Genomic DNA, 20,194 nt, shown 5'->3' with positions numbered 1-20,194 from the left:
AAGCGTTACAGTCGACCCAGATCATTGACCAGTGCAAGCAACATCACCCCGATCACCAAACTGATACCGATCTGTATCCCCCAACCTTGCACCCGATCCGACAAGGGACGACCACGCGCCCACTCGATCAGATAAAACAATAAATGCCCCCCATCCAGTACCGGAATGGGCAACAAATTCAGAACGCCCAGGCTAATACTCAGATAAGCAAGGAAATTCAGGAAATCAGCAACACCCGACTGGGCCGAAGCGCCCGCCACTTTAGCAATGGTTATCGGTCCACTCAAGTTTTTTACCGAGAGCTCACCGAACAACATTTTCTTCAGCGAATCGAGGGTCAGCACGCTCATGGTCCAGGTGCGTCGAGCCCCCTCGCCAATCGCTGCCAACGGCCCGTAACTGACCTCGCGGATCATCTCCGGCGGCCAATCGACAGCCTTCACCCCCGCCCCCAGGTATCCGCTGGGTGACTTGCGCTCGCCGCGAGCGGCCAGCGTCACCGGGACGTCGATTTGAGCACCGTCGCGCTCAACCCGCAGCATGATTTTGGTATCAGGATGCATACGGACGGTATCGACGACCTGCTGCCATTCATCCAGCGTACGACCATCGAGCGCCAGCAACCGGTCACCGGTCTTCAGGCCGGCAGCCTGAGCCGGGCCCTTTGGATCGAGCTCGGCCAGGACAGGCGGCAATGCCGGACGCCACGGACGAATCCCCAACGAATGGATAGGGTCAGGCTCGTCAGCCCCTTTGAGCCATTTATCCAGCGCAAGTTCACGAGGAGAATCGGCTGTGGAGCCTTGCTCGCGAACCAATATCTGCAACGAACCGCTTTCGCCCAAGCGACGAACCAGTTGCAGATTCACCGCTGCCCAGCCGGAAGTCGCCTCGCCATCAATGGCCACGATTTCCTGGCCGGGGCTCAATCCCGCCCTGGCCGCGATACTGCCAGACTCGACAGCCCCGATGACCGGACGCACCTGCTCACTGCCGAGCATTGCCAATACCCAGAAGAACACCAATGCCAGCAGGAAGTTGGCTATCGGCCCTGCCGCTACGATGGCAACGCGCTGACGAACGGATTTGCGATTGAATGCCTGGTCGAGCTGATCGAGTGGCACTTCCCCCTCGCGCTCGTCGAGCATTTTGACGTAGCCACCCAACGGGATCGCCGCGACGACAAATTCGGTACCTTGCTTGTCGTGCCAGCGCAGCAAAGGCATGCCGAAGCCTACGGAGAAGCGCAGCACTTTGACCCCACAGCGACGCGCGACCCAAAAATGGCCGAACTCGTGGAAGGTAACCAGCACACCCAGAGCGACCAGGGTGCCGACAATCATATAGAGCGCGCTCATCTACTTTCTCCGCATTCCTATCCGCTGCTGCCTGGCTCGACTATCCGCAGCATTTACCGCCCGTGACGACTCAACCATTGTCCAGCCAGCAATCGCGCCTTCGCGTCTGCCGTGAACACTGCATCGAGGTCATCCACTGCCACTACGGGCTCCAGATTCAGTACTTCCTCGATGATACTCGCGATTTCCGGGTAACGAACCCGTTCGTCGAGAAATGCCGCCACTGCCACTTCGTTCGCCGCATTGAGCATGGCCGGCGCGCTATTACCCGCTTCGGCTGCCTGACGAGCCAGACGCAGGCACGGGAAACGCTCTTCATCGGGCGCTTGGAAATCCAGGCGCGCAATGGCGAACAGATCCAGCGGTGCCACACCCGAATCAATCCGCTCAGGCCAGGCCAGGGCATTGGCGATGGGCGTGCGCATGTCCGGATTCCCCAACTGCGCCAAGACAGAACCATCGACATAGTCGACCAGCGAATGGATCACACTTTGCGGGTGAATCACCACCTCGACCTGGGATGGCCTGGCATCGAACAGCCAGCAGGCTTCGATCAACTCAAGCCCCTTGTTCATCATGCTGGCCGAGTCAACGGAGATTTTTCGCCCCATTGACCAGTTCGGGTGAGCACACGCCTGATCGGGAGAAACATGTGCCAGTTCAGCCATTGGCGTCTGTCGAAACGGACCACCGGAGGCCGTCAGCAAAATCCGACGTACACCGACCGCCTCAAGGCCACGGGCATAATCGAGCGGCATGCACTGAAAAATCGCGTTGTGCTCGCTATCGATCGGCAGTAACACCGAACCGCTGTTGCGCACCGCCTGCATAAACAACGCACCGGACATGACCAGCGCTTCTTTATTGGCCAGGAGGATCTTCTTGCCAGCCTCGACCGCTGCCAGTGTCGGGCGCAATCCCGCCGCACCGACGATGGCCGCCATGACCGTATCGACTTCCGGATCGGAAGCGACCTGACACAAACCTTCCTCCCCCACCAGAACACGGGTCGAAAGCCCCGCCGCGCGCAATTCATCCTGCAAGGTGCGGGCAGCAGCAACCTCAGGCACCACAGCAAATCGCGGGACATGTCGCACGCATAACGCCAGCAATTCACTCAAGCGAGTGAAGCCAGTCAAGGCAAAGACCTGATAACGGTCAGGATGGCGAGCAATGACGTCGAGCGTACTCAGGCCAATCGAGCCGGTCGCACCCAGAACGGTAATCTGTTGCGCGCGACTCATGGCGCCGCCATCCACAGCAGCACGGCAAACACCGGAATCGCCGCCGTCAGGCTGTCGATACGATCCAGCACGCCGCCGTGACCCGGAAGCAGGTTGCTGCTGTCCTTGATCCCGGATTGACGCTTGAACATGCTTTCAGTGAGATCACCCACCACCGAGACAAACACGATAAGCGCAGCGCCGATCAGCCCCTTGAGTAGCTCAGCCACCGTCCAGTCGCGTACCAGAGCAACGATTGTGGTAATCACCAGGCTCAGCGCCAGACCACCGTAAACGCCTTCCCAGCTTTTGCCCGGACTGACCTGCGGTGCGAGCTTGCGCTTGCCGAAAGCACGACCGGAGAAGTAGGCGCCAATATCGGCACCCCAGACCAGCACCATCACGGCCAAAATCAGCAGGTTGCCGTTGCCGGTTTCATGCTTTTTGATTTCGACCAGACCTTGCCAGGCCGGCAGGAGAATCAACAGACCGATCACCAATTTGGTCGCCGCATTGGACCAATGCTCGCTCGAACGCGGGTAGGTCAGCACCAGATACGTCGCCACCGCCCACCACAGCACCGAAGCGCCCAACACCCAAGGCGCGAGGCCGGGCAGGATGTGCATGAGGAACAGCGCCAAAGCGACCGCGGCGGCATAGCCGACGCGGAACACCTGACCGGCGAAACCCGCCAGACGCGCCCACTCCCAGGCACCAAGGGTTACGACCAGCCCGATGAACAGTGCAAAACCGGAACCTTCAAGCAGGAAAAACCCGCACAGGGCAATCGGCAGCAGGATCAGTGCGGTGATGATGCGTTGTTTAAGCATTAAACCCGGGCTCCAGCCTCGACCTGCTCGCTCGTTTTACCGAAGCGGCGCTGGCGGGAAGCGAAATCGGCCAGCGCATTGCGCATGGCATCGTGTTTGAAGTCCGGCCAGAACAGGTCGGAGAAATACAACTCGGCATAGGCCAGCTGCCAGAGCAGGAAGTTGCTGATGCGGCGCTCACCACCGGTACGGATACACAGGTCTGGCAACGGCAGGTCGCCTGTGACCAGACAGGTCTGCAGCAGATCAGGTGTGATGTCTTCCGGACGCAAGTGTCCGGCCTGAACTTCTCGCGCCAGTCGTTGCGCAGCTTGCGCGATATCCCACTGACCGCCGTAATTGGCGGCGATCTGCAGCACAAAACGATTGGCGCCAACCGTCATGGCTTCCGCTTCACGCATGGCGGCCTGCAGCTCGGGATGAAAACGCGAGCGGTCACCAATGATGCGCAGGCTGATGTTGTTATCGTTGAGGCGCTTGGCCTCACGACGTAGCGCCCTGAAGAACAGATCCATCAAAGCGCTGACCTCATCGGCCGGACGTTGCCAGTTCTCGCTGGAAAAGGCGAACAAGGTCAGCACTTCGACTTTGGCCTCGGAACAAACCTCAATAACCGCACGCACCGCATCCACGCCCGCTTTATGCCCGGCGACACCCGGCATAAAGCGCTTTTTCGCCCAACGATTGTTACCATCCATGATGATCGCGACATGGCGCGGCACCGCGGAAGGTGCAGTCTGCTTTGTCTTATCCATGAAAACGCGACCCTTATACGGCCATCAGGTCTTTTTCTTTCTGCGCCAGATCCGCGTCGATTTTAGCCACGAACTTCTTGGTCAGATCGTCGATCTCGCCAGTCGCACGACGCTCTTCGTCTTCGCTGATCTCTTTTTCCTTGACCAGATCCTTGAGCTGGCTGTTGGCATCACGACGGATGTTGCGTACGGCAACACGGGCATCTTCAGCGACGTCACGAGCCTGCTTGGTGAAGCCCTTGCGGGTTTCTTCGGTCAGGGCAGGCATGGAGATCAACAGCAGCTCGCCGAGGTTGGTCGGGTTCAGGTTCAGACCCGCGCTACCGATCGCCTTGTCGACGGCGCCCAGCATGTTGCGCTCGAAAGCAACGACTTGCAGGGTACGGGCGTCTTTGACGGTGATGTTGGCCACTTGCTTGATCGGGGTGTCAGAGCCGTAGTACGGCACCATCACGCCTTCCAGGATGCTCGGGTGCGCCTGGCCGGTACGAATGCGGCCGAAGTTGTGCGCCAGCGACTCCACGGACTTCTGCATGCGCTCTTGAGCGTCTTTCTTGATTTCGTTGATCATTGTTGGCCTTCCTCGATCAGGGTTCCTTCAGCGCCGCCATGTACGATGTTCAGCAGAGCGCCGGGCTTGTTCATGTTAAATACGCGTAGCGGCATCTTGTGGTCGCGGCACAGGCAAATAGCCGTCAGATCCATCACACCCAGCTTGCGATCCAGCACTTCATCGTAGGTCAGATGATCGAACTTCTCGGCATGCGGGTCTTTGAACGGGTCAGCGGTGTAGACGCCATCGACCTTGGTCGCCTTGAGCACGACATCGGCATCGATTTCGATTGCACGCAGGCAGGCAGCCGAATCCGTCGTAAAGAACGGGTTACCGGTACCGGCCGCGAAAATCACCACGTCCTTGGAGTTCAAGTGACGCATGGCCTTGCGACGATCGTAGTGATCGGTCACGCCAACCATGGAAATAGCGGACATCACGATGGCCGAAATGTTGGCGCGCTCAAGGGCGTCGCGCATGGCCAGGGCGTTCATCACAGTGGCCAGCATGCCCATGTGGTCGCCGGTGACCCGGTCCATGCCAGCCTTGCTCAGTGCTTCACCGCGGAACAGGTTGCCACCACCGATAACCAGACCGACCTGAACACCGATGCCGACCAGCTGGCCAACTTCCAATGCCATGCGATCCAGAACTTTCGGGTCGATCCCGAACTCTTCCGAGCCCATCAGGGCCTCGCCGCTAAGCTTGAGTAGAATGCGTTTATAGCGAGCCTGATAACCACTGCCCTGCTGAGCCATTGCGAATCTCTCCTGCGGCGTATTTTAAAAATTCTTTGCGAGCTGTTTACAGCTGGCGCTCACTCTAGCTTGGCGCTGCTTCAGCGCCATCGGAACATGGCTTTGTAAGCCAGTTCCAAAAGGAAACCAATTAAAAATTGGTGCCCCATCTGAAAAGAGGCTGCGCGCGTAAGCGGGCAGCCTCTTCTGGGCGACAGTCAAAAACCGTCTTATTGCTTGGCGGCAGCCAGCTGGGCAGCAACTTCTTCTGCGAAGTTGTCCACTGGCTTCTCGATGCCTTCGCCTACCTTGAAGTAAGTGAAGGAAACGATTTCAGCGCCGGCTTTCTTGGCCAGGGCACCTACGGTGACTTCCGGATTCATGACGAAAGCTTGCTCGACCAGGCTGGCTTCGGCCAGGAACTTGGTGATACGGCCGGAGATCATCTTCTCGACGATTTCCGCTGGCTTGCCTTTCATCTTGTCTTCGTTCAGGGTCAGGAAAACACCCTTCTCACGCTCGATGGCTTCTGGCGAAACCTGCGATGGCAGCAGGAACTCAGGGTTGCTTGCCGCCACGTGCATGGCGATCTCTTTGGCCAGCTGAACATCGCCGCCCTTGAGAACAACAGCAACACCGATCTTGTTACCGTGCAGGTAGGTGCCGACAACGTCACCCTCTACGCGTACCAGACGACGAATGTTGACGTTCTCGCCTACTTTGGCAACCAGCGCTTCACGAGCCGATTCCTGAGCGGCGATCAGCGGAGCTGCGTCGGTCAGTTTTTCGTCAAAGGCTTTTTCTACGCTGGCAGCAACGAAGTTCTTGAAGTCGTCTTGCAGGGCCAGGAAGTCGGTCTGCGAGTTGACTTCCAGCAGCACGGCTGCCTTGTCGTCAGCCTTGATGGCGATAGCGCCTTCAGCGGCAACGTTGCCGGCTTTCTTGGCAGCCTTGATGGCGCCCGAAGCACGCATGTCATCAATGGCTTTCTCGATGTCGCCGCCAGCCTTGGTCAAGGCCTTTTTGCAGTCCATCATGCCTTCGCCAGTACGCTCGCGCAGTTCTTTGACCAACGCTGCAGTAATCTCTGCCATTTCAAAATCCTCTTGGATAGGTTTTCAACCATTCCACCCGATCGAACGGGCGATCAATTCTTCCCCAACCACCCTTGTTAGCTGCCGCACGTTACAGATAGAGCGGTGGGCGCCAACAAATGGTTTTCGAGGTGGCAAAAAGGGGGCCAAGCCCCCTTTTTGCTTACTGAGTCAACGCCAAGGCGTCAATTACTCAGCTGCAGCCTGAGTTTCTTCAGCTGCGAACTCTACGGTGCCGCCGGCAACGTTGTTGCGACCGCGGATTACAGCGTCAGCCATCGAACCCATGTACAGCTGGATAGCGCGGATTGCGTCATCGTTGCCTGGGATGATGTAGTCAACGCCTTCCGGGCTGCTGTTGGTATCGACTACGCCGATAACCGGGATACCCAGCTTGTTGGCTTCGGTGATCGCGATGCGCTCGTGATCAACGTCGATAACGAACAGAGCGTCTGGCAGACCGCCCATGTCCTTGATACCACCCAGGGAACGATCCAGCTTTTCCAGGTCACGAGTGCGCATCAGCGCTTCTTTCTTGGTCAGCTTGGCGAAAGTACCGTCTTCGGCTTGAACTTCAAGGTCACGCAGACGCTTGATGGAAGCACGGATGGTTTTGAAGTTGGTCAGCATGCCGCCCAACCAGCGGTGATCGACGTACGGCGAACCGCAACGTGCTGCTTCTTCAGCAACGATCTTGCCAGCGGAACGCTTGGTGCCGACGAACAGAATCTTGTTTTTGCCCTGGGCCAGGCGCTCTACGAAAGTCAGAGCTTCGTTGAACATTGGCAGGGTTTTTTCAAGGTTGATGATGTGGATCTTGTTACGCGCGCCGAAAATGTACTTACCCATTTTCGGGTTCCAGTAACGGGTCTGGTGACCGAAGTGCACACCGGCCTTCAGCATATCGCGCATGTTGACTTGGGACATGATAGTTCCTTAATAAGTCGGGTTTGGCCTCCACGTATCCCAATGACCAACCAGCAGCATCAGCTGAAGGCACCCAGGTCATCGTGTCGACACGTGTGTGGATTTAGGCTTTACGGGACATCCCCGGAAAGCGGCGCATTTTATATCACAAGGCAGGGCAAAACGGAACCCGGATTCTGAAATCCTGGCGAGCGCTTTGCTCCATCCCTTGGAATCCGCCAAGAATGCACCATTCTATAGAGAGAAGCGATGCACACAGACGCAGATTTGCGCTGATCGTCTGGTAGAATCGCATTTTTCAGGGCCGCGAAGTTCGATTGCGCAACGCCCTTTCCGTTTAGAAAGCGCCGCCTGGCGCAGAGAGAGCCTGTATGACCGTCACCCTCAAAACCCCCGAGGATATCGCCAAAATGCGTATCGCCGGCAAACTGGCCGCCGATGTGCTGGAAATGATTGCCGAACATGTCAAGCCGGGCGTTACCACCGATCAACTGAACCAGATCTGCCACGACTACATCGTCAATGAGCAGAAAGCCATCCCTGCCCCGCTCAACTACAAGGGCTATCCGAAGTCGATCTGCACGTCGATCAACCATGTGGTCTGTCACGGCATCCCGAACGATAAGCCGCTGAAGGATGGCGACACCCTGAACATCGACGTCACCGTCATCAAGGACGGTTACCACGGCGACACCAGCCGCATGTTCCACGTCGGCAACGTGCCGGTCTGGGCCGAGCGCCTGTCCCAGGTGACCCAGGAATGCATGTACAAGGCGATCGAGATCGTCAAACCCGGCTGCCGCCTGGGCGACATCGGCGAAATCATCCAGAAGCACGCGGAAAAGAACGGCTTCTCGGTGGTTCGCGAATTCTGCGGCCATGGTATCGGCAAGGTATTCCACGAAGAGCCGCAGGTCCTGCACTACGGCCGCGCTGGCACCGGCATGGAACTCAAGGCCGGCATGACCTTCACCATCGAGCCGATGATCAACCAGGGCCGTGCCGACACCAAGGTACTGGGCGACGGCTGGACCGCGATCACCAAGGACCGCAAGCTCTCGGCACAGTGGGAACACACCCTGCTGGTGACCGAAACCGGTTACGAGATCTTCACCCTGCGCAGTGATGACACCATCCCTCGCGTTTCGGCCTGATCCCGCCACCGAACCTCGCCCATAGAAAGGAAAGCCAATCGATGCCGCAGGTGGATCCCGAACTCTTCGACCGAGGCCAGTTCCAGGCTGAACTGGCCCTGAAGGCAAGCCCGATCGCGGCCTTCAAGAAGGCGATCCGCCAGGCCCGCGAGGTGCTCGACGCTCGATTTCGCAGCGGCCGGGACATTCGCCGGCTGATCGAGGATCGCGCCTGGTTCGTCGATAACATCCTGCAAAAGGCTTGGGAGCAGTTCAGCTGGAGCGAGGACGCCGACATCGCGCTGGTCGCGGTCGGCGGCTACGGCCGTGGCGAACTGCACCCTTATTCCGATATCGACTTGCTGATCCTGCTGGACAGCGCCGACCACGAAGTTTTCCGCGATTCCATCGAGCGTTTTCTGACGCTGTTGTGGGACATCGGCCTGGAGGTCGGTCAGAGTGTTCGCTCAGTCGAGGAGTGCGCCGTCGAGGCCCGTGCCGACCTGACAGTCGTCACCAACCTGATGGAAAGCCGCACCATTGCCGGCCCCGAGCATTTGCGCCAGCGCATGCTGGACGTAACCAGCACCGCGCACATGTGGCCGAGCAAGGACTTCTTCCTGGCCAAGCGTGCCGAACAAAAGGCCCGTCACCACAAGTACAACGACACCGAATACAACCTGGAACCCAACGTCAAAGGCTCACCCGGCGGCCTGCGGGATATCCAGACGATTCTGTGGGTGGCCCGTCGCGAGTACGGCACCCTGAACCTGCGGGCACTGGCTGGCGAAGGATTCCTGGTCGAGAGCGAAAATGCCCTGCTCGCCTCTTCCCAGGAGTTCCTGTGGAAGGTTCGCTATGCCCTGCACATGCTGGCCGGCCGCTCCGAAGACCGCCTGCTGTTCGATCACCAGCGCACCATTGCCGGGCTGCTGGGCTTCAAAGGCGACGATGCCAAGCAAGCCATCGAAAATTTCATGCAGCAGTATTATCGGGTGGTGATGAGCATCGCCCAGCTCAGCGACCTGATCATCCAGCACTTCGAGGAAGTGATCCTCGCACCGGAAGACGAAGCCCCACCGCAGCCGATCAACTCGCGCTTCCAGCTGCATGACGGTTATATCGAGGCACGCAACAACAACGTCTTCCGCCGCACCCCGTTCGCCATGCTCGAAATCTTCGTGCTGATGGCCCAGCAGCCGGAAATCAAAGGCGTGCGCGCCGACACCATTCGCCTGCTGCGGGAACACCGCCACCTGATCGACGACGACTTCCGCAACGACATTCGCAATACCAGCCTGTTTATCGAATTGTTCAAATGCAAGATCGGCATCCACCGCAACCTGCGGCGAATGAACCGTTACGGCATCCTGGGGCGCTATCTGCCCGAATTCGGTTTTATCGTCGGGCAGATGCAACACGACCTGTTCCACATCTATACGGTCGATGCCCACACCCTGAACCTGATCAAACATCTGCGTAAGTTGCAGTACACCCAGGTGTCGGAAAAATTCCCGCTGGCCAGCAAAGTCATGGGCAAGCTGCCCAAGCCCGAGCTGATCTACATGGCCGGCCTGTACCACGACATCGGCAAAGGCCGGCATGGCGATCACTCGGACATCGGCGCCGTGGATGCCGAGGCCTTTTGCCAGCGTCATCAACTGCCCACGTGGGACAGCCGCCTGATCGTGTGGCTGGTGCAAAACCACCTGATGATGTCGACCACCGCCCAGCGCAAGGATTTGTCCGACCCGCAGGTGATCCACGATTTCGCCCAGATCGTCGGTGACGAAACCCGCCTCGACTACCTCTATGTGCTGACCGTCTCCGACATCAACGCCACCAACCCGACCCTGTGGAATTCCTGGCGCGCCAGCCTGCTGCGCCAGCTCTACACCGAGACCAAGCGCGCCCTGCGTCGCGGCCTGGAAAACCGGGTGGATCGCGAAGAGCAGATCCGCCAGACCCAGAGCGCCGCCCTGGATATCCTGGTGCGCGGCGGCACCGACCCGGACGATGTGGAGCAGTTATGGGCGCAGTTGGGTGATGACTATTTCCTGCGCCACACCGCCGGCGATGTCGCCTGGCACAGTGACGCGATCCTCCAGCAACCGGCCGACGGCGGGCCACTGGTGCTGATCAAGGAAACCACCCAGCGCGAGTTCGAAGGTGGCACGCAGATTTTCATCTATGCCCCGGACCAGCACGACTTCTTTGCCGTGACCGTAGCCGCAATGGACCAGCTCAACCTGAACATTCACGACGCCCGGGTCATCACCTCCAGCAGCCAGTTCACCCTCGACACCTATATCGTGCTCGACACCGACGGCGACTCGATTGGCGATAATCCGGCGCGGGTCAAACAGATCCGCGAGGGTCTGACCGAAGCCCTGCGCAACCCGGACGACTACCCGACCATCATCCAGCGCCGGGTGCCGCGTCAGCTCAAGCATTTCGCCTTTGCGCCACAAGTGACGATCCACAACGACGCCCAGCGCCCGGTGACGGTGCTGGAGCTCACGGCCCCCGACCGCCCGGGCCTGCTGGCGCGGATTGGCACGATCTTCCTGGAGTTCGACCTGTCGTTGCAGAACGCCAAGATCGCCACCCTCGGCGAGCGCGTGGAAGACGTGTTCTTCATCACCGACGCCAACAACCAGCCGTTGTCGGACCCGCTGCTGTGCAGCCGCCTGCAGGATGCGATCGTCGAACAACTGAGTGTCAACCAGGAACCCGATATCAAACTGTCGCGCATCAGCATCTGAATCAACACATTTCCCCCTGTGGAAATGAACCTTCTGTGGTGAGGGGGCTTGCCCCCGTTGGGTCGCGAAGCGGCCCCAAAACCAGCTAACGCGATGTATCAGATACAGCGCACATGATGGTTTTACGACTGCTTCGCAGCCGAACGGGGCGGTTCGGCGTTCCGACAAGCCCCCTCACCACATTAGTTAGCTTCCACATTGAAAGAGGCCCCCGATGAACAACGCTCTGTCCCAGCTCCAGCCCTACCCGTTCGAGAAACTCCGCGCCCTGCTCGGCAGCGTGACGCCCAACCCGGACAAGCGTCCGATCGCGCTGTCCATCGGCGAGCCGAAACACCGTTCGCCAAGTTTTGTCGCCGAGGCCCTGGCCAGCAATCTGGAAAAAATGGCGGTGTACCCGACCACCCTCGGTATCCCGGAGCTGCGTGAAGCCATCGCTGCATGGTGCGAGCGTCGCTTCGATGTACCCAAAGGCTGGATCGACCCGGCGCGCAACGTGCTGCCGGTCAACGGCACCCGTGAAGCGCTGTTCGCCTTCACCCAGACCGTGGTCAACCGTGGCGATGACGCGCTGGTGGTCAGCCCGAACCCGTTCTACCAGATCTACGAAGGCGCGGCTTTCCTCGCCGGGGCCAAGCCGCATTACCTGCCATGCCTGGACGAAAACGGCTTCAACCCGGATTTCGATGCCGTGTCGCCGGACATCTGGAAACGCTGCCAGATCCTGTTCCTGTGCTCGCCAGGCAACCCGACCGGCGCCTTGATTCCGGTGCAAACCCTGAAAAAGCTGATCGCCCTGGCCGACGAATACGACTTCGTGATTGCCGCCGATGAGTGCTACAGCGAGCTGTACTTCGACGAACAAACTCCGCCACCAGGCCTGCTCAGCGCCTGCGCGGAACTGGGTCGCAAGGACTTCAAGCGTTGCGTGGTGTTCCACAGCCTGTCCAAGCGTTCGAACCTGCCAGGCCTGCGTTCAGGTTTTGTCGCCGGTGACGCCGACATCCTCAAGGGCTTCCTGCTCTACCGTACCTACCACGGCTGCGCGATGCCGGTTCAAACCCAACTGGCCAGCGTTGCTGCGTGGAATGACGAAGTGCACGTACGCGCCAACCGAGCGCTGTATCGCGAGAAATTTGATGCGGTACTGGAAATCCTCAGCCCGGTCATGGACGTACAGCGGCCGGATGGCAGCTTCTACCTGTGGCCGAATGTGGCCGGTGACGACGCAGCGTTCTGTCGCGACCTGTTCGAGCAGGAGCACGTGACCGTGGTACCGGGCTCTTACCTGTCCCGCGATGTTGATGGTTTGAATCCAGGTGCAGGCCGAGTACGCATGGCACTGGTTGCGCCATTATCCGAATGCCTTGAAGCGGCAGAACGTATTCGCGACTTCATAACCCGCCGCAACTGACACTAACAAGGCCTGTACTGTGCAACGCAGTACAGGCCGCCCACCAGCAACAACATCTAACAAGCAGTAACTTTACAGCGTGGCTCTAATTTAAATAGTCTCCAACTCGAAACCAGTCTATTGACCAGATTAAAACTTCGAGAAAGAGAGCGGCAATACCACACTCAAAATCACGCAAAGCTAACCTACCACCGACAATTGGAACGCAGAGAAGAGCAGCAACTCTCAGCCAGTATGATCGGCGACTCATACGAAAAACATATCAAAAGTCTTTACCACTCCAACAATGCGCAAATAAATAAAACCAACAAATCTCTTTATCAACAAACCACAACCGATAAAAGACATGGACGTCCCCCTATGAAAAATGAAGTTTGCAGTATCCTTAGAAGCATTGATCCAGTTGCCTCCTATGAGGCCGCAATCAATGAACGCAGCGATAATGTCAAGTCCAACACTTCCGGACGCACCAAGAGAAGCGTCGCCATACATACTGCCTTCTGGGAGCCTGGGCGCACCCTGAAAATAGCCATGTACGACGAAAACCAGAAAACCATCGACATTGTAAAAAACATCGCGAACAAATGGTTAGCGCATGCCAATTTAAAATTTGAATTCATTTCAGGTACTGCGGGGGACATTCGTATAAAAATCGAGCCAAACCAAACCGGCGATTCCTACTCCTTTCTCGGCACAGATGCACTGACCTGCCCCCCTGAAGAACCCACTATGAAAATCGGAGTAGCTTTAGAACATGATGAATTTGAACGCTTTGTATTACATGAATTTGGTCACGCACTCGGCCTCCGCCATGAACATCAACATCCCGATGCGGACATTCCTTGGGATCTGGAAAAAGTCTACGCCTGGTATAAAGAAAAAAGCGACTGGGAGCGTGATAACGTTGACTTACAAGTCCTGCCATTACCTCGCTATACAGATCATATTTATGGTGATTACGACCCATTGTCAGTCATGCACTACAAAATTGATAGCACACTCACCCTAAACAACTGGAGCCACCCAGGAAACTTCACACTGAGCAAGAATGACATGAATGCAATTCGCAAGATTTATCCTCAAAGGACAACATACATACCACACGCACTGATTGAACTATTCAACACAATAAAGGCACCATTCATTGGCAAATCCAATTAAAAAACACTCCGAAGCCCCCCCAAAAAAATCGATTCTTGATAACTGTTACTTTCAATACATCTTCCATGTACGCCGCAATGCAACAATGAAAACACGCTCATTATTATTTCACCGCTCCAAGCTTGGCCTCACTCAGATCCAGTTCCCCCAACACCTCACGCAACACGTCATCACCAATCTGGTGATGACGACTGAGGCTATACAACTCCAGGCGCTGCGCCCGCAGCGCCTTCAAGCGCAAACGCCGTTCCAGCAGGTCCATCTGAAAGGCCAGGGCCTGAGCTTCAGCGGAATCGTTGAACACCTCCAACTGGTGGCGATACTCGGACATGATCCGCGCCTTGAGTTCAGCGGCCAGCGCGGACTGGGCGGCGTCCTGTGGGTTGACCTCTTCTGTCTCAAGCGCATGAATGGCCGCCTCAGCGGTCTTGCGCCAGGCGTCGCGCACTTCATTACGCCGCTTGTCGTCCGGGCTGGCTTCGATGCCACGCAACAAAAGTGGCAGCGCGATGCAGGCCGCAATCAACGACAGCAGAATCACCCCGGCGGCAATAAAGATCAGCAAGTCGCGTTCGGGAAATGCATCGGAGCCCATCAACATCGGCACCGACATCACACCCGCCAGCGTCACCGCGCCGCGCACGCCGCCGACGGTCAGCAACCAGCAGGAACGCGCGCTGGGCACTCGGGTTATCTCAGCCTTGCCGCGCCAGCGCCGCAGCAGGATGGACAGCCGCCAGATGCTCTGCACCCAGACGAACCGCAAAACCAGCAGCACCAGGAAAATCGCCACCACGTCCAGCCCGCGATACAGCAACGTCGGCCAAAGCGAAGTTTCGTGACTGGCCACCGCCTTGATGATGTCCGGCAACTGCAAACCCAACAGCAGGAAGATCAAACCGTTGAACGCGAACTCCAGCAGCGACCAGACACTTCGATTGAGCAAGCGTGTATTGGTCTGGCGCGGCAGCAGATCGAGCCAGCTCTGCATCATCCCCGCCGCCACCGCCGAGAGGATGCCCGACACTTCCATACGCTCGGCCAGCACGTAGGCCGCAAACGGCAGCAGCAACATGAACACCACGTGCGTCGCCGGATCATCCCAGCCCCGCGCGATCATCCACGCCCGCAGACGGCCGACCAGCCAGCTCAAGACCACCCCGACGGCCAGGCCACCCACCGCGACCAGCACAAACGTCAGGCTGGCATTGGCCAGCGAGAACACGCCGGTCACCGCCGCCACCAGGGCAAACTTGAACGTCACCAGGCCTGAGGCGTCGTTCATCAGCGCCTCGCCCTGCAAGATGTGCATCAACGGGGTCGGCAGTCGATTGCGGGAAATGGCCGACACTGCCACCGCATCCGTCGGCGACAGCACGGCCGCCAGGGCAAACGCCACCGGCAACGGTACACCGGGCAGCAGCCAATGAATGAAATAGCCGGCGCCGACCACCGTGAACAGCACCAACCCCACTGCCAGCGTCAGGATCGGGCCGCGCAGGTGCCAGAATTCGCGCTTGGGCATGCGCCAGCCGTCGGAGAACAGTAACGGCGGCAGGAACAGAAACAGGAACAGTTCGGGATCGAGGGCTACATGGAGGCCGAGCGTCGGCCAGGCAAGCAAGGCCCCAGCGGCAATCTGCACCAACGGCAACGGCAGCGGAATCACCCGTCCGATCAGGCGCGAAACGCCGACCAGCATCAACAGGATCAGGACGGTGTAAGCGGTTTGCATAAAGCGTGGTTCCAGGCCAGTCGACAGCATCGAAGTGCCATATTAGCCGCTTAGACTACCGGTGGCCCTTGCACCTATGTCGCACTGCACCGAACGCCTTGAAACACCGCAATCCCTGTGGGAGCGAGCCTGCTCGCGATGGCGGCATCACAGCCGACATCGCTGTCTATGAGCCACCGCGATCGCGAGCAGGCTCGCTCCCACAGGTTTTGCGCGGACATGACAACCACAGCCGCCGCGAAACCGTCCGGCCATGGCATAATCCGTCACCTTTCAATTCCAGCACCTGCAAAGGGGGCAATTCCTTGACCGTTTCAAGCAAAACGTTGCACCTTTTCGGCATCAAAGCCTGCGACACCATGAAAAAGGCGCGCACCTGGCTCGATGAACACGCTGTCAGCTATGACTTTCATGATTACAAAGCGGTCGGTATCGACCGTGAACACCTGACCCAATGGTGCAACGAGCACGGCTGGGAAGTGGTGTTGAACCGTGCAGGCACGACCTTTCGCAAGCTCGACGACGAACGCAAAGCCGATCTCGACCAGTCGAAAGCCATCGAACTGATGCTCGCACAACCTTCGATGATCAAGCGCCCGGTGCTCGATCTCGGTGACCGAACCCTGATTGGCTTCAAGCCAGATATCTACGTGGCCGCGCTCAAGTAAGCAGCCCGTTCAATTTTGTTAGAGGTATACACATGTCCACTACCTTGTTCAGCCTGGCCTTCGGCGTCGGCACTCAAAACCGTCAAGGCGCATGGCTGGAAGTGTTCTACGCCGCCCCGGTACTCAAGCCATCGGCTGAAGTCCTCGCCGCTATCGCACCGATCCTGGGCTACACCGAAGGCAATCAGGCCATCGCGTTCAGCACCGCACAGGCCTCGCAACTGGCTGAAGCGCTGAAAAGCGTCGACGCTGCCCAGGCTGCCCTGCTGACCCGCCTGGCCGAGAGCCACAAGCCGCTGGTTGCCACCTTGCTGGCTGAAGACGCCCAGCTGTCGTCCACCCCTGAGGCCTACCTCAAGTTGCACCTGCTGAGCCATCGCCTGGTCAAGCCACACGGCCTGAACCTGGCCGGCATCTTCCCGCTGCTGCCAAACGTGGCCTGGACCAGCCAGGGCGCGGTCGACCTGAGCGAGCTGGCCGAACTGCAACTCGAAGCCCGCCTGCGCGGCGAGCTGCTGGAAGTGTTCTCGGTGGACAAGTTCCCGAAAATGACCGACTACGTGGTTCCGGCCGGCGTGCGTATCGCTGACGCTGCGCGTCTGCGCCTGGGCGCTTACGTGGGCGAAGGCACCACCGTGATGCACGAAGGTTTCATCAACTTCAACGCCGGCACCGAAGGCCCGGGCATGATCGAAGGCCGCGTATCCGCTGGCGTATTCGTCGGCAAGGGTTCGGACCTGGGCGGCGGCTGCTCGACCATGGGCACCCTGTCGGGCGGCGGCAACATCGTGATCAAGGTCGGCGAAGGCTGCCTGATCGGCGCCAACGCCGGTATCGGTATCCCGTTGGGCGACCGCAACACCGTCGAGTCGGGCCTGTACGTGACCGCCGGCACCAAAGTCGCGCTGCTGGACGAGAACAATCAACTGGTCAAAGTGGTCAAGGCCCGTGAACTGGCTGGCCAGACTGACCTGCTGTTCCGTCGCAATTCGGAGACCGGTGCCGTGGAATGCAAAACCCACAAATCGGCCATTGAACTGAACGAAGCGCTGCACGCTCACAACTAAGCGCTACACGATCACCTGTGTAGGAGCAGCCGGTCGACGCTCGATTGCTCGCGATGGACGTCAACGATTACACGCGGCAACAGACAGCACGCGTCGTCCATGCGTCCATCGCGAGCAGGCTCGCTCCTACATGGGTACGGCGTACACTCACCAGGGCCCGATAGCATGATGATTCTCTCTCCCTGGCGTGCCGATTTTCCGGCCATCGCCGCCCTGCAACGGCAAGACCAGACCTATCTGGACAACGCCGCCACCACGCAAAAACCCCAAGCCCTACTGGATGCCCTGGCGCACTACTACGCCAACGGCGCGGCCAACGTGCATCGGGCGCAGCATTTGCCCGGCGCCCACGCCACCCAGGCGTTCGAGGACAGCCGCCGCAAAGTCGCGCAATGGCTCAATGCTGGCGATTGCGGGCAGATCATCTTTACCCATGGCGCGACGTCCGCGCTGAATCTCCTGGCCTATGGCCTGGAACATCTTTTCAATCCGGACGACGAGATTGTCATCAGCGCCCTGGAGCATCACGCCAATTTGCTGCCATGGCAGCAACTGGCACACCGTCGCGAGCTGAAACTGGTGATCCTGCCGCTGGATGCCGACGGCGTGATCGACCTTGAAGCCGCCGCCGGTTTGATCGGCCCACGCACGCGTCTGTTGGCCGTCAGTCAACTGTCCAACGTGATTGGCGCGTGGCAGCCGCTGCCTGAATTGCTGGCACTGGCCAAGACGCACAACGCCCTGACCGTGATCGACGGTGCCCAAGGCGTGGTCCATGGCCGCCACGACGTGCAAGCGCTGGGCTGCGATTTTTATGTGTTTTCCAGCCACAAGCTCTACGGTCCCGATGGCTTGGGCGTGCTGTTCGGGCGCAATGCAGCGCTGCAACAACTGCGTCCCTGGCAGTTCGGTGGTGAAATGGTGCTGGATGCCAACTACCACGACGCACGCTTTCGCCCGGCACCGCTGGGTTTCGAGGCAGGGACGCCACCGATTGCCAGTGTGATTGGTCTGGGAGCGACCCTGGATTACCTCGCCGGGCTCGATCAGGACGCCGTGTCCGCTCATGAAGCCGCGTTGCATGCCTGCCTGCTCAAGGGCCTTGAGGCGCGCAACGGTATTCGCCTGCTGGGCAAGCCACAAGTGGCGCTGGCCAGTTTTACTGTCGAGGGTGTGCATAACTCCGATCTCGCGCATTTGCTGACCGAACAAGGGATCGCGGTGCGTGCCGGCCATCACTGTGCGATGCCGCTGCTCAAACGCTTCGAACTGGCCGGGGCGATTCGGGTGTCGTTGGCGCTGTACAACGATTCCGAAGACCTGGAGCGGTTCTTTGAAGCCCTGGATCAGGCGCTGGAGCTATTGCGATGAACCTGCCTGCTGATGCCGTGACGGCACTGGACACCTTTCAGAAAGCGGCCGGCTGGGAACAACGCGCACGCCTGCTGATGCAATGGGGTGAGTGCCTGCCGGCCTTGAGTGATGCGCAGATGTGTGATGCAAACCGGGTGCATGGCTGTGAAAGCCAGGTGTGGCTGGTGGGTGAGTTGCGCGATGGCCATTGGCAATTCAGCGCCAACAGCGATGCGCGCTTGATTCGCGGGTTGGTGGCATTGCTGCTGGCGCGGGTCAACGGATTGTCGGCGGCTGAGTTGCAGCAGGTGGATTTGCCGGACTGGTTCAATCAGTTGGGGTTGGGGCGGCAGTTGTCCGAGTCTCGCAGTAATGGCTTGAATGCGGTGCTTCAGCGGATGAATGAGTTGGCTGGTTAATCGCCTTCGCGAGCAAGCCCGCTCCCACATTGGATTTCGGTCGTACACAAAAACTGTATTCACTGTAGATAAAATGTGGGAGCGGGCTTGCTCGCGAAGAGGCCATCAGCAGCACTTTAAACTTGCGGTTTGACCCGATCCGCCGGCCGCCGCACACCCGCCACAATCTTGTCCACAGCCTTGGTCGCCGCGACCATGCCGAACGTCGCCGTCACCATCATCACCGCGCCAAACCCGCCGGCACAGTCGAGCTTCACTCCATCCCCGACAAAACTCTTCTGCAGGCAAATGCTGCCGTCCGGTTTCGGGTAGCGCAGTTGCTCGGTGGAAAACACGCACGGCACGCTGTAATGGCGGGTCACGGTGCGTGAGAAGCCGTAGTCGCGGCGCAGCGTGGAGCGCACTTTCGACGCCAATGGATCGTTGAACGTGCGATTCAGGTCGCAGACCTGGATCAACGTCGGGTCAATCTGCCCGCCCGCGCCGCCGGTGGTGATGATCTGGATCTTGCGGCGCTTGCACCAGGCGATCAGCGCGGCCTTGGCGTTGACGCTGTCGATGCAGTCGATCACGCAGTCGATGTTCGGCGTGATGTACTCGGCCATGGTGTCGCGAGTAACGAAGTCAGACACCGCGTGCACCGTGCAGTCCGGGTTGATCCCGCGCAGACGCTCGGCCATCACCTCGACCTTGGGCTTGCCCACAGTGCTGTCCAGCGCGTGCAACTGACGGTTGGCGTTGCTGACGCAGACGTCGTCCAGGTCGAACAGCGAAATCTCGCCCACGCCGCAACGGGCCATGGCTTCCGCCGCCCAGGAACCGACACCACCGACGCCGACGATCGCCACATGGGCCGCGCGCAGGCGCTCAAGGCCTTCGATGCCATACAAACGGGCGATGCCAGCAAACCGCGGATCTTCTGTACTCATGACCATTACCCCAAAAACCGGCGCGCATTATAGAGGGTGTCCTGCCTCACAAGCACTGTTCCTTTTTGACGGC

18 protein-coding genes are annotated in these 20,194 nt (G+C 58.9%); 8 read left to right on the top strand and 10 right to left on the bottom strand.

Going from position 1 to position 20,194, the window contains the following annotated elements; genetic code table 11:
* Window positions 1-5 precede the first annotated feature (5 nt).
* From rseP to rpsB, 8 genes are all read right to left on the bottom strand, one after another.
* Window positions 6-1,358: a sigma E protease regulator RseP gene (gene rseP, locus KGA85_RS25680; RefSeq protein ID WP_223532511.1), complete on the bottom strand. Its 1,353-nt coding sequence runs from the start codon at window positions 1,356-1,358 to the stop codon at window positions 6-8.
* Window positions 1,359-1,411: 53 nt separating this feature from the next.
* Window positions 1,412-2,602: a 1-deoxy-D-xylulose-5-phosphate reductoisomerase gene (ispC, locus tag KGA85_RS25675; protein ID WP_223458841.1), complete on the bottom strand. Its 1,191-nt coding sequence runs from the start codon at window positions 2,600-2,602 to the stop codon at window positions 1,412-1,414.
* Window positions 2,599-3,411, bottom strand: coding sequence for a phosphatidate cytidylyltransferase (locus KGA85_RS25670; RefSeq protein WP_223543472.1), 813 nt, complete (start codon window positions 3,409-3,411; stop codon window positions 2,599-2,601). The genes ispC and KGA85_RS25670 overlap by 4 nt, the downstream gene beginning before the upstream one ends.
* Window positions 3,411-4,166 (bottom strand): polyprenyl diphosphate synthase, encoded by a 756-nt coding sequence (uppS, locus tag KGA85_RS25665; RefSeq protein WP_223458837.1) that lies wholly within the window; start codon window positions 4,164-4,166, stop codon window positions 3,411-3,413. The genes KGA85_RS25670 and uppS overlap by 1 nt, the downstream gene beginning before the upstream one ends.
* Window positions 4,167-4,179: 13 nt before the next feature.
* Window positions 4,180-4,737, bottom strand: coding sequence for a ribosome recycling factor (frr, locus tag KGA85_RS25660; protein ID WP_008000041.1), 558 nt, complete (start codon window positions 4,735-4,737; stop codon window positions 4,180-4,182).
* Window positions 4,734-5,477 (bottom strand): UMP kinase, encoded by a 744-nt coding sequence (gene pyrH, locus KGA85_RS25655; RefSeq protein ID WP_003222124.1) that lies wholly within the window; start codon window positions 5,475-5,477, stop codon window positions 4,734-4,736. The genes frr and pyrH overlap by 4 nt, the downstream gene beginning before the upstream one ends.
* 209 nt (window positions 5,478-5,686) lie before the next feature.
* The gene (tsf, locus tag KGA85_RS25650) at window positions 5,687-6,550 is read right to left on the bottom strand and encodes a translation elongation factor Ts (RefSeq protein WP_223458835.1); all 864 of its coding nucleotides are present in this window, start codon (window positions 6,548-6,550) and stop codon (window positions 5,687-5,689) included.
* 189 nt (window positions 6,551-6,739) lie between these two features.
* Window positions 6,740-7,477 carry a 30S ribosomal protein S2 gene (rpsB, locus tag KGA85_RS25645; RefSeq protein ID WP_008052780.1) on the bottom strand — a complete coding sequence of 246 codons (738 nt, stop codon included), beginning with the start codon at window positions 7,475-7,477 and terminating at the stop codon, window positions 6,740-6,742.
* A 371-nt stretch (window positions 7,478-7,848) separates the two neighbouring features.
* On the opposite strand from rpsB, the gene map reads away from it, so the two are divergent.
* The 4 genes from map to KGA85_RS25625 all read left to right on the top strand — a co-directional run bounded on the left by map (window position 7,849) and on the right by KGA85_RS25625 (window position 13,950).
* Complete coding sequence (gene map, locus KGA85_RS25640; RefSeq protein WP_223458833.1) at window positions 7,849-8,631, top strand: type I methionyl aminopeptidase; 783 nt, start codon at window positions 7,849-7,851, stop codon at window positions 8,629-8,631.
* A gap of 41 nt (window positions 8,632-8,672) precedes the next feature.
* Window positions 8,673-11,375 carry a [protein-PII] uridylyltransferase gene (locus KGA85_RS25635; RefSeq protein WP_223458831.1) on the top strand — a complete coding sequence of 901 codons (2,703 nt, stop codon included), beginning with the start codon at window positions 8,673-8,675 and terminating at the stop codon, window positions 11,373-11,375.
* Between the two features lie 214 nt (window positions 11,376-11,589).
* On the top strand, window positions 11,590-12,789 hold the full coding sequence (gene dapC / locus KGA85_RS25630) for a succinyldiaminopimelate transaminase (RefSeq protein WP_223458829.1): 1,200 nt from the start codon (window positions 11,590-11,592) through the stop codon (window positions 12,787-12,789).
* 120 nt (window positions 12,790-12,909) lie between these two features.
* The gene (locus tag KGA85_RS25625) at window positions 12,910-13,950 is read left to right on the top strand and encodes a hypothetical protein (protein WP_223458827.1); all 1,041 of its coding nucleotides are present in this window, start codon (window positions 12,910-12,912) and stop codon (window positions 13,948-13,950) included.
* Window positions 13,951-14,053: 103 nt separating this feature from the next.
* Here KGA85_RS25625 and KGA85_RS25620 read toward each other — a convergent pair whose 3' ends face one another.
* A complete protein-coding gene (locus KGA85_RS25620; RefSeq protein ID WP_223458825.1) occupies window positions 14,054-15,685 on the bottom strand; it encodes a Na+/H+ antiporter in 1,632 nt (543 codons plus the stop codon).
* Window positions 15,686-15,990: 305 nt separating this feature from the next.
* Between KGA85_RS25620 and KGA85_RS25615 the strand changes: the two genes are divergently transcribed.
* The 4 genes from KGA85_RS25615 (at window position 15,991) to KGA85_RS25600 (ending at window position 19,192) form a co-directional block, all read left to right on the top strand.
* A complete protein-coding gene (locus tag KGA85_RS25615; protein WP_223458823.1) occupies window positions 15,991-16,353 on the top strand; it encodes an ArsC family reductase in 363 nt (120 codons plus the stop codon).
* Between the two features lie 32 nt (window positions 16,354-16,385).
* The gene (gene dapD / locus KGA85_RS25610) at window positions 16,386-17,420 is read left to right on the top strand and encodes a 2,3,4,5-tetrahydropyridine-2,6-dicarboxylate N-succinyltransferase (RefSeq protein WP_223458821.1); all 1,035 of its coding nucleotides are present in this window, start codon (window positions 16,386-16,388) and stop codon (window positions 17,418-17,420) included.
* A gap of 165 nt (window positions 17,421-17,585) precedes the next feature.
* On the top strand, window positions 17,586-18,791 hold the full coding sequence (locus KGA85_RS25605) for an aminotransferase class V-fold PLP-dependent enzyme (protein WP_223532507.1): 1,206 nt from the start codon (window positions 17,586-17,588) through the stop codon (window positions 18,789-18,791).
* On the top strand, window positions 18,788-19,192 hold the full coding sequence (locus KGA85_RS25600; RefSeq protein WP_223458818.1) for a SufE family protein: 405 nt from the start codon (window positions 18,788-18,790) through the stop codon (window positions 19,190-19,192). The genes KGA85_RS25605 and KGA85_RS25600 overlap by 4 nt, the downstream gene beginning before the upstream one ends.
* A 116-nt stretch (window positions 19,193-19,308) precedes the next feature.
* Here the strand turns inward: KGA85_RS25600 and tcdA are convergent, their stop codons facing one another.
* Window positions 19,309-20,127, bottom strand: coding sequence for a tRNA cyclic N6-threonylcarbamoyladenosine(37) synthase TcdA (tcdA, locus tag KGA85_RS25595; protein WP_223458816.1), 819 nt, complete (start codon window positions 20,125-20,127; stop codon window positions 19,309-19,311).
* Window positions 20,128-20,194: the final 67 nt, after the last annotated feature.

The organism is Pseudomonas sp. GL-B-12, from assembly GCF_019955895.1.
Taxonomy (GTDB): Bacteria; Pseudomonadota; Gammaproteobacteria; order Pseudomonadales; family Pseudomonadaceae; genus Aquipseudomonas.
The sequence above is the reverse complement of the archived record's forward strand: the minus strand, read 5'-3'. Positions and strand labels throughout refer to the sequence as shown.

Excerpts from the sequence above, each read along its gene's own strand:
- rseP (WP_223532511.1), bottom strand. The coding sequence starts at position 1,358 with ATGAGCGCGCTCTATATGATTGTCGGCACCCTGGTCGCTCTGGGTGTG.
- ispC (WP_223458841.1), bottom strand. The coding sequence starts at position 2,602 with ATGAGTCGCGCGCAACAGATTACCGTTCTGGGTGCGACCGGCTCGATT.
- KGA85_RS25670 (WP_223543472.1), bottom strand. The coding sequence starts at position 3,411 with ATGCTTAAACAACGCATCATCACCGCACTGATCCTGCTGCCGATTGCC.
- uppS (WP_223458837.1), bottom strand. The coding sequence starts at position 4,166 with ATGGATAAGACAAAGCAGACTGCACCTTCCGCGGTGCCGCGCCATGTC.
- frr (WP_008000041.1), bottom strand. The coding sequence starts at position 4,737 with ATGATCAACGAAATCAAGAAAGACGCTCAAGAGCGCATGCAGAAGTCC.
- pyrH (WP_003222124.1), bottom strand. The coding sequence starts at position 5,477 with ATGGCTCAGCAGGGCAGTGGTTATCAGGCTCGCTATAAACGCATTCTA.
- tsf (WP_223458835.1), bottom strand. The coding sequence starts at position 6,550 with ATGGCAGAGATTACTGCAGCGTTGGTCAAAGAACTGCGCGAGCGTACT.
- rpsB (WP_008052780.1), bottom strand. The coding sequence starts at position 7,477 with ATGTCCCAAGTCAACATGCGCGATATGCTGAAGGCCGGTGTGCACTTC.
- map (WP_223458833.1), top strand. The coding sequence starts at position 7,849 with ATGACCGTCACCCTCAAAACCCCCGAGGATATCGCCAAAATGCGTATC.
- KGA85_RS25635 (WP_223458831.1), top strand. The coding sequence starts at position 8,673 with ATGCCGCAGGTGGATCCCGAACTCTTCGACCGAGGCCAGTTCCAGGCT.
- dapC (WP_223458829.1), top strand. The coding sequence starts at position 11,590 with ATGAACAACGCTCTGTCCCAGCTCCAGCCCTACCCGTTCGAGAAACTC.
- KGA85_RS25620 (WP_223458825.1), bottom strand. The coding sequence starts at position 15,685 with ATGCAAACCGCTTACACCGTCCTGATCCTGTTGATGCTGGTCGGCGTT.
- dapD (WP_223458821.1), top strand. The coding sequence starts at position 16,386 with ATGTCCACTACCTTGTTCAGCCTGGCCTTCGGCGTCGGCACTCAAAAC.
- KGA85_RS25605 (WP_223532507.1), top strand. The coding sequence starts at position 17,586 with ATGATGATTCTCTCTCCCTGGCGTGCCGATTTTCCGGCCATCGCCGCC.
- KGA85_RS25600 (WP_223458818.1), top strand. The coding sequence starts at position 18,788 with ATGAACCTGCCTGCTGATGCCGTGACGGCACTGGACACCTTTCAGAAA.
- tcdA (WP_223458816.1), bottom strand. The coding sequence starts at position 20,127 with ATGGTCATGAGTACAGAAGATCCGCGGTTTGCTGGCATCGCCCGTTTG.